Raw genomic sequence first — 11,831 nt, 5'->3', positions numbered from 1 at the left:
TACGAAGCCCCCCACGCAGAGCAACCCTTCACACGGACAACCGACAGAGAAGAGCCGACCATGAAGATCTCGAAGACGCAGCGGGGGCGTGCCGCGGCAGCGGTGTCCGTCGCGGCGGTACTCGCCCTGACCGCCACCGCCTGCGGTGACGACGGCAGCGGGAGCGGCACCGAGGGCAGCGGCAAGGGCGAAATCACCTTCTGGGACAACAACGGCGGTCCACGCACCGCCATCTGGACCGAGATCATCAAGGATTTCGAGAAGGCGAACCCGGACATCAAGGTCAAGTACGTGCCGATCCCGATCGCCGACGTGCAGTCCAAGTACGACACGGCCATCGCGGGCGGCGGACTGCCGGACGTGGGCGGTGTGGGCACGGCCTACCTGGCCAACATGGTCTCGCAGGAGGCCCTCGACCCGCTCACCGACCGGATCAAGGACTCCTCCCTCAAGGGCAAGCTCGTCGAGGGCATGGTCGAGAGCGTCAAGGACGCCGGCGGCCGGGGCGACGACATGTTCGCCGTGCCGACCTCCGCGAACAACGGCGCGATCTGGTACCGCACCGACCTGTTCGAGTCCGCGGGCCTCCAAGCACCCACCACCTGGGCCGACTTCTACAAGGCGGCCGAAAAGCTCACCGACAGCAAGAAGAACAAGTTCGGCTACACCATCCGCGGCGGCGCCGGCTCCATCGCCCAGGCCATGGACGCGGCGTACGGCCAGTCCGGCATCACGGAGTTCTGGAAGGGCGACAAGACGACCCTCAACGACCCGAAGAACGTCGCCGCGCTGGAGAAGTACGCCGCGCTCTACAAGAAGTCGACGCCCGCCGCCGACGTCAACAACGACTTCACCAAGATGGTCGCCCAGTGGGACACCGGCACCATCGGAATGCTCAGCCACAACCTGGGCTCCTACCAGGACCACCTGAAGGCGCTGGGCAAGGAGAAGTTCGCCGGTATCCCCAACCCGATCAGCGACGGCGGCACCCGGGTCCAGGTCTCCAACCCGGTCGACGGCCTCGGCCTGTTCCGGTCGAGCAAGAACAAGACGGCCGCCTGGAAGTTCATCGAGTTCGCCGCCTCGCACGCGTCGAACAGCAAGTGGAACGAGTCCGCGGGCGCCATCCCGGCCAACACCGAGGCCGCCAAGGACCCGTGGATCAGCGCGGCCGAGCCGACCGAGCTCGCCGCGAAGGCCCTCACCGACGGCTCCACCAAGATCGTGCAGCTGCCGTACTACCTGCCCGACTGGAACAACATCAGCAAGGCGGACAACGAGCCGGAGTTCCAGAAGCTGCTGCTCGGCAAGGTCACGGCCAAGGCCTTCCTCGACAAGATCGCCGAAGAGCTGAACAAGGCCCAGGCGGAGTGGAAGGAGATCGGCAACGGCTGATCCGGCCGCTCGCAAGGCCGACACCCCGGTGACCGGGGCCGGCAGCGGGTCGCGTCCCGCCGCCGGCCCCTCTCCTCCTGCACATCCGTACGACCTCGTACGCATCCATGAGAGAGGCAGTCCCACCGTGTCACTCACTCGCAGGCAGACCGCGGCCGCCATCGCCGCACTGCCGCTGGCCCTCGCCACCACCCCCGCCGTCGCGCACGGCGGCGCCGCCCGCCGCCCGCGCACCGTGCACATCGCGGGCGATTCGACGGCAGCCCCGAAGTACGCCGACGCGGCCCCGGAGACCGGCTGGGGCATGGCCCTGCCGTTCTTCCTGAGCCGCACCCTCACCGTCGCCAACCACGCGATGAACGGCCGCAGTTCGAAGAGCTTCATCGACGAGGGCCTGCTCGCCGCCCTGCTGGAGGAGGTCCGCGCCGGAGACCTCCTGCTGATCCAGTTCGGGCACAACGACGAGAAGACCGAGGACCCGGCCCGCGGCACCGATCCGTACACCACCTACCAGGACTGCCTGGGCCGGTACATCGCCGCGGCGCGGGCCCGCCGCGCCCGGCCCGTGCTGGTCACCCCGGTCGAGCGCCGCCGGTTCGCCGAGGACGGCACCGCGAAGCCCACCCACGGCGACTATCCGGCCGCGATGCGCGCCCTGGCCGCCGGGGAGCGGGTGCCGCTGCTCGACATGCAGGCCCTGTCCCTCGCCCGCTGGCAGGAGCTCGGCCCCGACGGGACCGAGGCGTACTTCAACCGGCTGGAGCCGGGGGAGTCCCCCAACTACCCGGACGGGCAGCAGGACAACACCCACTTCCGGCCCACGGGCGCCATCGAGGTCGCCCGCATGACGGCCCGCGCCCTGCTGGACAGCCGGGTGCTCACCGCGCGCGACATCCGCCGCGTCGACGGACACGTCCCCGAGGCATGGATCAGCTGGCCGCAGGCCTGACGCCGCCCCACCGCCCCACCACCCCACCGCCCCGGCGGCCCGTACCGGGCCGGATCGGCGGCCCCCCATTCCCGCACACCCGAACGAGAGCTGAGGATTCGTCATGTCCGCACGCAGATCCCGCACCCGCGCCATCGCCGTCGCGATGGGCTGCGCCTCGCTGGCCCTGGCCCTGAGCGTCCCCGCCCAGGCCTCCGCGCACCACGGCGGGAAGGGCGTCGAGCGCTCGGTGCTTCCCGCAGGTGACGGCTGGGCCTCCGCCGAAGGCTCCACCACCGGAGGCGCCGCCGCCACCCCCGACCACGTCTACACCGTGAGCAACCGGGCCGAGCTCATCGCCGCCTTCGAGGACGCGGGCGACGCCCCGAAGATTATCAGGATCGACGGCACCATCCACGGCAACGCCGACGCCGAGGGCACCCCGATCGACTGCGAGGCGTACCAGAGCGACGGCTACACCCTGGACGGATACCTCGACGCCTACGACCCGGCCACCTGGGGCCGGACCGAGGTCCCCTCGGGCCCCATGGAGGACGCCCGGCTGGCCTCCGCGAAGCTCCAGAAGGCCGCGGTGAACGTCTACGTCCCGTCCAACACCACACTGATCGGCGTCGGCAAGGACGCCACGGTCATCGGCGCCAGCATCCAGATCCAGGGCGTCTCCAACGTCATCGTCCGCAACATCGGCTTCCAGGACACCTACGACTGCTTCCCCCAGTGGGACCCCACCGACGGGGACACCGGCCACTGGAACTCCGAGTACGACAACCTCGTCGTCTACGGCTCCGACCACGTCTGGGTCGACCACAACACCTTCAGCGACGGGGACCACCCCGACGCCGACCAGCCGCGCTACTTCGACGAGCTGTTCCAGCAGCACGACGGGCTCTTCGACATCGTCAAGGGCGCCGACCTGGTCACCGTCTCCTGGAACGTCCTCAAGGACCACGACAAGACGATGCTCCTGGGCAACAGCGACGGCGCCGCGGCCACCGACCGCGGCAAGCTCCGCGTCACCCTGCACCACAACCTCTTCAAGAACGTCAACGAGCGCGCGCCGCGGGTCCGGTTCGGGCAGGTCGACTCGTACAACAACCACTTCGTCGCCACCAAGGGCAGCGTCTACGGCTACTCCTACGGGGTCGGCGCCGAGTCGCACCTCGTCGCCGAGCACAACGCGTTCACCCTCAGCGGCGAGTTCGACAAGGCGAAGATCATCAAGAAGTGGTCCGAGTCCTCGCTCACGGCCGCCGACAACTATGTCAACGGCCGCCGGACCGACCTGATCGCCGTCCACAACGCCGGCGTTCCCGAGGAGCAGCTCACCTCGGGCGCCGGCTGGACCCCGGCCCTGCGCAACAGGGTCGACCACCCGCTGCTCGTGCCGCTGCTCGTCGGCCTCGGCGCGGGCACCGCCCGGATTCCCGGCGCCTGACCGCCCCGCACGGGGCCGGGCGGCCCCCTCCGCCGGTGCCTCTCCAGGAACCGGCCGGGGGCCGCCCGGACCCGGCGCCCCTCCGCGCCCCTCCGCAGAAGGAAGTCAGCCCATGCCCATGCCCATGCCCGTACCCATGCCCAGCAGACGCAGCGCCCTGACCCTGTTCGCGGGCGGCGGCGCCGCCCTCGCCCTCGGTGCGGCCCCCGCGGCCCACGCCCACGGCCGGCCCGCGGATCACCGGCCCTTCGGACGCCACGGCTCCCCGTCCCGCCGCCGCGACAGCGGGACGCTGTACGTCGACGCGCACGGCAGGGGCGACCACACCGGCGTCCAGGCCGCCGTGGACGCCGCGACCGGCACCGGCCGCACCCTGGTGATCGCCCGCGGCACCTACCGCGAGACCGTCGACATCCCGGCCGACCGGACCGGCCTCACCCTCATCGGGGCGAGCGGCGACCCGCACGACACCGTCATCGTCTACGACAACGCCAACGGCACACCCCTGCCCGACGGTTCGGGCACCCACGGCACCAGCGGATCCGCCACCGTCACCTCCCGGCCCGCCGGCCTCACCGCGCACGCGCTGACCTTCGCCAACGACTGGCTGCGCGCCGACCACCCCGAGTACACCGGCACCCAGGCCGTCGCCATCAAGGTGACGGGCGACCGTTCGGCGTTCCACGGCTGCCGCTTCCTGGGACACCAGGACACCCTGTACGCCGACTCCGCCGCCCTCACCGACTTCGCCCGCCAGTACTACCGCGACTGCTACGTCGAGGGAGACGTCGACTTCGTCTTCGGCCGCGCCACAGCGGTCCTGGACCGCTGCCACTTCCGCACCCTGACCCGCACCGACCTGGACGCAGCCCCGTACGGCTTCGTCTTCGCGCCCAGCACCGCCGGAGCCAACCCGCACGGCTATCTGGTGCTGCGCTCCCGCGTCACCGGCACCGCACCGGACGGGTACTTCAAACTGGCCCGCCCCTGGGTGCCCTCCTCCGACCTCACCGCGCACCCGATGCTGACCGTGCGCGACAGCCGGCTCGGCGCGGGCATCGACACGGACGAGCCCTACGGGACCATGTCCGCGGGCTTCCCCTGGCAGGAGCAGCGCTTCGCCGAGTACCGCAACACGGGGCCCGGCGCGCGGGTCACCGTACCCGCCAACCGCCCCCGGCTGACCGCCGCCGAGGCGCGGCCGCACACCCCGGCCGCCTACCTCGGGGACTGGCGCCCCTACGCGTGAGCACCGGCACCACGGCCAGGGTCCTTTGTTTCCCGGCGCAGTCCAGGCCGGTCAGTGATCCTGGCCGAAGGAGTCGCCCACCGAGGCCCGTTGACCGGAGGCACGGACCGCGTGCGCGGTCAGGGAGTCGCCCGACGCGTCCCGTTCGCCCTCCGCGTGGTCGTACTGCCCGGCGAACGTGTGCGTACCGGCCGGGACGGTGCGCCCCGGCCTCAGGGCCCACCGGTAGACGAGGAAGCCGCCGTCCTCGGTCGCCGACACGGTGAAGTCCCGCTCGGGCAGCGAGCGCCAGGAACCGGTGCTGGTCACCCCGCCGGTGAGCGCGATCCGCAGCTCCACGGTGAGCGAGGAGAGCGGCTCGGCCGTCCGCAGCGTCACATTGCTCTGGGCCCAGTACGAGTTGCTGTGCGGGTCGACGGCGCCGTCCGTCCACAGCGGGCCGTCCTCGGTGCGCGGCGCACCGCCGGGCGCGGCCGGCGCCCCGGTGGCGGACGGCGTGGTGACGGCGGACGGCGGGGCCGCCACCCGCTTCCCGCGCGGCTCGTCGCCGCCCGCGGAGGTGACGGCGAACGCGCCGGCCGCCAGCACCCCGCAGACCGCCGCCGTCGCCCCCGCGACCCGCAGCCACGGCATCGCGGCGCGCGGCGGGCGCACGGCACGCGCCGAGGGGCGGCCCCCGGCCGTCCCTCGCTCGATCCGGGCCCGCATCCGCTCCCGGTCCGGGCGGTGCGCCTCGGCGGCGCCCCGCAGCCGCCGGGCCAACTCCTCGTCCCTCACTGGCTTCCTCCGGTGCGCTGCGCCGCGACGGCCACGTGCACGTGCGCGGCGGGCGTATCGGGACCGAGCAGCCGTTGCAGTTCCGCGACGGCGCGCGAGGTCTGGCTCTTCACCGTACCCACCGAGATCCCGAGCACCAGCGAGGTGTCGCGCTCCGAGAGGTCGAAGGCGTGCCGCAGCACCACACAGGCGCGCTTGCGGAACGGCAGCCTGCGCAGCGCACCCTGGACGTCGACCACCGCCGACACGTCCGGATCGTGGACCGCGTACCCGTCCCCGCCGCCGCGCGGCGCCCAGAACAGTGCGATCCGGCGGCGCTCGCGCACCGCGCTGCGGATCCGGGTCCTGGCCAGGTTGGCCACCACACCGCGCGCGTACGCCACCGGATGGTCGGCGTTCCTGACCCGGTCCCAGCGGTGCCAGAGCGCCAGCAGCGCATCGGCGGCCAGATCGTCGGCGGCATCGGCCTCACCGGTCAACAGGTGTGCGAGCCGGGCGAGTTCGGCGTAATGGGCCTCGAAGAACTCATGGAACTCGGCGGCGGCAGCGGCATCGTCGGCGTCGATGGATGTGCCCACGGCTACCTCGTCCCTGCGCTCGGATGGCCGGTGCGCGTGCCGCTGCCCGGCCGGCCGCGCACGTTCCCGCTGTGTACGTTCCTGAGACCGCCCACGGTGTGCGGGCGGGGCGAGAGCGTACCAGCGCACCCCGGAAGCGCTTCGACACGGGTGCGTAACCAGTAAGGCGCAACACGGCGAAAACCTGAAGGGCCCGGGACACGGCGAACGCCCCGGTACCCCGAAACGGGGTGCCGGGGCGTCGCGTTCATCCGGTTACCGCTGGAGCGCGGCTTTCATCATCTTCTGGGCGATCGGGGCCGCGAGGCCGTTGCCGCTGACCTCCGACGCCGCCGAGCCCGAGTCCTCCACGATCACGGCGACCGCGACCTCCCGGCCGCTCGACCGGTCCTTCGCGTACGAGGTGAACCAGGCGTACGGGGTGTTGCTGTTGCCCACACCGTTCTCCGCGGTCCCCGTCTTGCCGCCCACCTCGGCCCCGCCGATCCGGGCGTTGGTGCCGGTGCCCTGCTCCACGACGGTCACCATCGCGCTGCGCAGCTGCTTGGCCGTGGACGAGGAGACGACGCGCTTCATGTCGCCGTCCGCGAAGTCCTCCAGCGTGCCGCCCTCGGAGTCCGTCACCTTGGAGACCATGTGCGGTGCGGCCAGCTCACCGCCGTTGGCGAGGGCCGCGGAGACCATCGCGATCTGGAGCGGGGTCGCGGTGACCTCGAACTGGCCGATGCCCGTCAGCGCCGTCTGCGCGTCGTCCATCCCGGTCGGGTAGACGCTCTTGTAGGCCCTGACCGGCACGTCGAGCTTCTCCGTGTTGAAGCCGAACTTCTCGGCCATCGCCCGCACCTTGTCCTGGCCGAGATCGGCGGCGACCTTGCCGAAGACGTTGTTGCACGAGTACTGGAGCGCCACCCGCAGAGTCGCGTTCTCGCAGGGCGCGGAGGCGCTCTCGTTCGGCAGGGGGGTAGTGGTGCCGGGCAGGGTGTACGGCATCGGACTCCTGGTGGCCTCGTCGACCGAGCTGTAGAGGCCGTTCTCCAGCGCGGCGGACGCCACCACCAGCTTGAACGTCGAACCGGGCGCCAGCGGCTGCCGCATCGCGCGGTTGACCAGCGGCTTGTCCGGGTCGGCGAGCAGCTTCTTCCAGGTGTCGCCGTCCGCCGTCCCGCTGATGTCCGAGGGGTCGTAGGACGGTGAGGACACCATCCCGAGGATCTGCCCGCTCTTCGGGTCGATCGCCACGGCCGCGCCCTTGTCGTCGCCGAGCGCGTCGGCCGCCGCCTTCTGCACGTCAGGGTCGATCGTGGTCAGCACGTTGCCCGGCGCGGTCTTCTTGCCGGTCACCACGTCGAGGGGGTTCTTCAGCCGGTCGTCGGTGCCGTCCAGCACATGGCTGTAGATCCCTTCGAGCTGGGTGGAGCCGTAGGCCTGTGAGCTGTACCCGGTGACGGCGGCGTAGAGATCACCCTTGTTATAGGTGCGCTTGTACGCGAGATCGCTGCCCTCCGTCCTCTTGGATCCGGTGACCGGCGAGCCGGCCACGATGATGTCCCCGAGCGGACGCGCGAACTGCGCGATGGTGTTCCGCCGGTTGTGGTCGTCGTCTGCGAGCGCCTTTGCCTGGTACGCCTGCACCCAGGTCGCCCGCCCCAGCAGGGCGAGGACCAGCAGCAGGCAGAAGACCGAGGCGCGCCTTATGGTCTTGTTCATCCCGTACAAGGGACGTGCGGGGCGCGGCGCTGCGTTCCCGGGTGTGCCGCTTCTCACCCATTACTCATCGTCGCCATGATCCGGCGCCCGGCCGGGCACCCACTCCGGCGCACTCACGCGGGCACTCACCCAGGCAGGGTGAACAGCAGCTCGTCCGTCTCCTCGCCGCGGGCGTGCGCGTAGCCGTGGTCCTTGCCCGTCACGGTGAACCCGCACTTCTCCAGTACCCGCCGGGACCCCGCGTTGTCGGCCGCCGCACGCGCGTACAGCGGACGCTCCGGTACGGAGCCGAGCAGTGCCCGCAGCGCCGCGGTGGCCACCCCGCGGCCCCAGTGCGCCCGGTCGATCCAGTAGGTGACCTCGCGGTCGTCCGGCGGTCCGTAGACACCGGCGTTGCCGACCGGCACTCCGTCGGCGAGCACGGTACGCATCACGACCGACCCGTCGGCCAGGACGCGCGTCCAGTGGGCGTCGAACGCGTGCCGGTCGGTGGGGTTCTCGGCGGTGAAGGCGGCCGCGTGGACCGACTCGGGGTCGGCCATCCACGCGAAGAACAGCGGCAGATCGCCGTCCAGCACCGGGCGAAGCGAGATATCCATGGTCAGAGCCTCCGGGTCGCGAGGGTCAGCCGGTCGCGCGCGTCGAACAGCGCGTCCTTGACCATCTGCTCGTGTGCGGGCGTGAGCCGGGCGACCGGCACCGAGCAGCTGATGGCGTCACGGGACGGGGTGCGGTACGGGATCGCGACACCGAAGCAGCGCAGCCCCAGGGTGTTCTCCTCGCGGTCCACCGCGTATCCCTGCTCGCGGATCAGGTGCAGCTCCTCGATGAGCTTCTCCCGGTCGGTCAGGGTGTGCTCGGTCAGCGCGGGCAGCGTCTCGGGCAGCATCTTGCGCACCTGCTCGTCGCTGTGGGTGGCCAGCAGCGCCTTGCCGAGCGAGGTGGAGTGCGCGGGCAGCCGGCGGCCGACGCGGGTGAAGGGGCGCAGATAGTGCTGGGACTGGCGGGTGGCGAGGTACACCACGTTCGTCCCGTCGAGACGGGCCAGGTGGATGGTCTCCGTGGTGTCGTCCGAGAGCCGGTCCAGGGTGGGGCGGGACGCGGCGACCACCTCGTCGCCGTCGATGTACGAGGTGCCCACCAGCAGCGCCCGTACGCCGATCCCGTACCGGGTCCCGGTCGCGTCCGTCTCCACCCAGCCCAGCTCGACCAGGGTGCGCAGCAGCATGTAGAGGCTGGACTTGGGGTATCCGACCGCCTCCTGCACCGCGGCGAGCGAGTGCATGCCCGGCCGCCCGGCGAAGTACTCCAGCAGTTCCACCGTCCGTACCGCGGACTTGACCTGTGCCCCACCAGACTCGGCAACCGACATCGCCCTACGCCCCTTCCAGCCCACTTACGAAACCTGCGACTTCTTGCCAACACCGAACGCCCGGAAATAGAGTCACTTCATATTCACGATCGGGAACACTGTTCAGAATACCGAACAACTTCTGATGTGTGGCAGTGGAGCGGAAGGAAACACGGTGGCAGCAGCACCAGTCTGGAGCGTCGACCCCCGCACCGGGAACCCGCGTGAGCAGGTTGCGGTGGAGGCTACAGCGGAGGAGGTGGACCGGGCGGTCCGGGCCGCACATGCCGTACGAGCCTCGCTCGCCGACCGCACCGTGCGCGCCGCGTTCCTGCGCACGGCGGCCGATCTGCTCGCCGAGGCCGGCGAGCACGTCATCGAGGCCGCCGACGCCGAGACGGCACTCGGCCCGGCCCGGCTCACCGGCGAACTCGCGCGCACGGCAGCTCAGTTGAGGGCCTTCGCGGAGGTCGTGGACGAGGGCGCGTTCCTCGACATCCACATCGACCACGAGGATGCCGCCCGCACCCCGCCGTGGCCCGACCTGCGGCGCTACAAGATCCCGCTCGGCGTCGTCGCCGTCTACGCGGCCAGCAACTTCCCGCTCGCGTTCTCCGTCCCCGGCGGCGACACGGCCAGCGCCCTCGCGGCGGGCTGTCCGGTCGTCGTCAAGGCGCACCCCGACCACCCGGCGACCTCAGAACTCTGCGCCTCCGTGCTGCGCAGGGCCGCGGCCCAGGTCGGACTCCCCGAGGACGTCCTGATCCTGGTGCACGGCTTCGAGGCGGGCGTCGAGCTCGTCCGCCACCCGCTCGTCAGCGCCGCCGGCTTCACCGGCTCGGTGCGCGGCGGACGCGCCCTCTTCGACGCGGCGGCGGCCAGGCCCGCCCCCATCCCGTTCCACGGCGAGCTCGGCTCCCTCAACCCCGTCGTCGTCACCGAGGCGGCCGCCGCCGAGCGCGGCGAGCAGATCGGTGCCGGGCTCGCGGGCTCGATGACCATGGGCGCGGGCCAGTTCTGCACCAAGCCCGGATTCGTCCTGGCCCCCGCCGGCGAGGCCGGCGACCGGCTGCTGAAGGCGCTCACCGAGGCGGTCAGCGACACCGAGGCGGGCGTCCTGCTCGACCACCGGATGCGCGACGCCTTCCTCGCCGGAGTGCGCGAGCGCGCCGAACTCCCGGACGTGGACGCCCCGGTCACCCCCGGCGCGGGCGGCGAACACACCGTAGCGGCCGGCTTCCTGACCGTACCGGCGCACCTCCTCACCACCGAGGGCCCGCACGACGCCCTCCTGGAGGAGTGCTTCGGCCCGGTCACCGTCGTGGCCCGCTACACCTCCGAGGACGAGATCACCGCGGTCCTCTCCCGGCTGCCCGGCAACCTCACCGCCACCCTCCAGATCGCCACCGAGCAGGAGGACGGCAGCGCCGCCGCCGTCCTCGCCGCGCTCACCCCGCTGGCCGGACGCGTCCTGGTCAACGGCTGGCCGACCGGCGTCGCCGTCGCCCCCGCCCAGCACCACGGCGGCCCCTACCCGGCCACCACCTCCACCTCCACCTCGGTCGGCGCCACCGCGATCGAACGCTGGCTGCGCCCGGTCAGCTACCAGACCACCCCCGAGGCGCTGCTCCCGCCGGAGCTCCGCGAGGACAACCCGCAGGGCCTGCCGCGCCGGGTGGACGGACGCCGCTCATGACCCTGCGACTCCCCGAACTCCCCTTCGGCCTCGAACCGTTCGGCCCCGCCACCGGGTGGAACTACGAGGGAGGCGCCCTGACCGCCCGCGCGGGCGCCCGGCAGGACCGCTTCGTCCCGCCGGGCGGCGCCGCCCTCGACTCCGAGAGCGACGCGCCCCGGCTGCTGGGCACCGCCCCGGAGGGCGACTTCCAGCTGATCGCCCAGGTGAAGGTCGGCTTCACCGCCGCCTTCGACGCGGGGGTCCTCTACCTCCACGTCGGCGACCGCGAGTGGGCCAAGATCTGCCTGGAGCTCTCCCCGGACCGTCCCACCATCTGCACGGTCGTCACCCGGGGCCACTCCGACGACGTCAACTCCTCCGTCGTGGAAGGCGACAGCCACTGGCTGCGGCTGAGCCGTACCGGTGACGCCTTCGCCTGTCACGCCTCCGCCGACGGCGAGAAGTGGACCTTCGTCCGCGTCTTCGCCCTGGGCACCCCGGAGCAGGCGGCGGCCGCGTCCATCGGCTTCCTGGTCCAGTCACCCACGGGGGAGGGCTGCGAGGTCTCCTTCGACCGGATCGCGTTCCGCCCGACGGGCCTCGCCGACCTCCGCGACGGCAGCTGACCGAAGCCCCGCCGCGCGTACTCGCCGTGATGCGGATCGTCACGGCGAGTACGCGCGGGGCTGAGGAGCCCGGTCGAACGACGCCT

Annotated in this window: 11 protein-coding genes; 6 read left to right on the top strand and 5 right to left on the bottom strand. The window is 71.8% G+C overall.

The window, feature by feature from the left end:
• Window positions 1-60 precede the first annotated feature (60 nt).
• The 4 genes from ACZ6S6_RS00405 to ACZ6S6_RS00390 all read left to right on the top strand — a co-directional run bounded on the left by ACZ6S6_RS00405 (window position 61) and on the right by ACZ6S6_RS00390 (window position 5,028).
• A complete protein-coding gene (locus tag ACZ6S6_RS00405; protein ID WP_469702639.1) occupies window positions 61-1,395 on the top strand; it encodes an ABC transporter substrate-binding protein in 1,335 nt (444 codons plus the stop codon).
• A 127-nt stretch (window positions 1,396-1,522) separates the two neighbouring features.
• Window positions 1,523-2,344 (top strand): rhamnogalacturonan acetylesterase, encoded by an 822-nt coding sequence (locus ACZ6S6_RS00400; protein WP_362961759.1) that lies wholly within the window; start codon window positions 1,523-1,525, stop codon window positions 2,342-2,344.
• A gap of 103 nt (window positions 2,345-2,447) precedes the next feature.
• Window positions 2,448-3,779: a pectate lyase family protein gene (locus ACZ6S6_RS00395; protein ID WP_469702637.1), complete on the top strand. Its 1,332-nt coding sequence runs from the start codon at window positions 2,448-2,450 to the stop codon at window positions 3,777-3,779.
• Window positions 3,780-3,915: 136 nt separating this feature from the next.
• Window positions 3,916-5,028: a pectinesterase family protein gene (locus ACZ6S6_RS00390; RefSeq protein WP_469703807.1), complete on the top strand. Its 1,113-nt coding sequence runs from the start codon at window positions 3,916-3,918 to the stop codon at window positions 5,026-5,028.
• 51 nt (window positions 5,029-5,079) lie between these two features.
• Here ACZ6S6_RS00390 and ACZ6S6_RS00385 read toward each other — a convergent pair whose 3' ends face one another.
• From ACZ6S6_RS00385 to ACZ6S6_RS00365, 5 genes are all read right to left on the bottom strand, one after another.
• Complete coding sequence (locus ACZ6S6_RS00385) at window positions 5,080-5,805, bottom strand: hypothetical protein (RefSeq protein WP_469702635.1); 726 nt, start codon at window positions 5,803-5,805, stop codon at window positions 5,080-5,082.
• On the bottom strand, window positions 5,802-6,383 hold the full coding sequence (locus ACZ6S6_RS00380) for a SigE family RNA polymerase sigma factor (RefSeq protein WP_362961753.1): 582 nt from the start codon (window positions 6,381-6,383) through the stop codon (window positions 5,802-5,804). The genes ACZ6S6_RS00385 and ACZ6S6_RS00380 overlap by 4 nt, the downstream gene beginning before the upstream one ends.
• A 255-nt stretch (window positions 6,384-6,638) precedes the next feature.
• Window positions 6,639-8,090, bottom strand: coding sequence for a peptidoglycan D,D-transpeptidase FtsI family protein (locus ACZ6S6_RS00375; RefSeq protein WP_469702632.1), 1,452 nt, complete (start codon window positions 8,088-8,090; stop codon window positions 6,639-6,641).
• 125 nt (window positions 8,091-8,215) lie between these two features.
• The gene (locus ACZ6S6_RS00370; RefSeq protein WP_469702630.1) at window positions 8,216-8,689 is read right to left on the bottom strand and encodes a GNAT family N-acetyltransferase; all 474 of its coding nucleotides are present in this window, start codon (window positions 8,687-8,689) and stop codon (window positions 8,216-8,218) included.
• Between the two features lie 2 nt (window positions 8,690-8,691).
• Entirely contained in the window at window positions 8,692-9,462 is a 771-nt protein-coding gene (locus ACZ6S6_RS00365; RefSeq protein ID WP_362961747.1) for an IclR family transcriptional regulator, read from the bottom strand.
• A gap of 154 nt (window positions 9,463-9,616) precedes the next feature.
• Here ACZ6S6_RS00365 and ACZ6S6_RS00360 point away from each other — a divergent pair, with 154 nt between their 5' ends.
• On the top strand, window positions 9,617-11,137 hold the full coding sequence (locus ACZ6S6_RS00360; protein WP_469702627.1) for an aldehyde dehydrogenase (NADP(+)): 1,521 nt from the start codon (window positions 9,617-9,619) through the stop codon (window positions 11,135-11,137).
• Entirely contained in the window at window positions 11,134-11,745 is a 612-nt protein-coding gene (locus ACZ6S6_RS00355; protein ID WP_469702625.1) for a DUF1349 domain-containing protein, read from the top strand. The genes ACZ6S6_RS00360 and ACZ6S6_RS00355 overlap by 4 nt, the downstream gene beginning before the upstream one ends.
• The last annotated feature ends 86 nt before the right edge of the window (window positions 11,746-11,831 follow it).

Source organism: Streptomyces sp. NPDC048671 (assembly GCF_055587045.1).
Note: the sequence above shows the minus strand (reverse complement) of the source record. Positions and strands in the feature narration are given on the sequence as shown.

Excerpts from the sequence above, each read along its gene's own strand:
- ACZ6S6_RS00405 (WP_469702639.1), top strand. The coding sequence starts at position 61 with ATGAAGATCTCGAAGACGCAGCGGGGGCGTGCCGCGGCAGCGGTGTCC.
- ACZ6S6_RS00395 (WP_469702637.1), top strand. The coding sequence starts at position 2,448 with ATGTCCGCACGCAGATCCCGCACCCGCGCCATCGCCGTCGCGATGGGC.
- ACZ6S6_RS00390 (WP_469703807.1), top strand. The coding sequence starts at position 3,916 with ATGCCCAGCAGACGCAGCGCCCTGACCCTGTTCGCGGGCGGCGGCGCC.
- ACZ6S6_RS00375 (WP_469702632.1), bottom strand. The coding sequence starts at position 8,090 with ATGAACAAGACCATAAGGCGCGCCTCGGTCTTCTGCCTGCTGCTGGTC.
- ACZ6S6_RS00370 (WP_469702630.1), bottom strand. The coding sequence starts at position 8,689 with ATGGATATCTCGCTTCGCCCGGTGCTGGACGGCGATCTGCCGCTGTTC.
- ACZ6S6_RS00365 (WP_362961747.1), bottom strand. The coding sequence starts at position 9,462 with ATGTCGGTTGCCGAGTCTGGTGGGGCACAGGTCAAGTCCGCGGTACGG.
- ACZ6S6_RS00355 (WP_469702625.1), top strand. The coding sequence starts at position 11,134 with ATGACCCTGCGACTCCCCGAACTCCCCTTCGGCCTCGAACCGTTCGGC.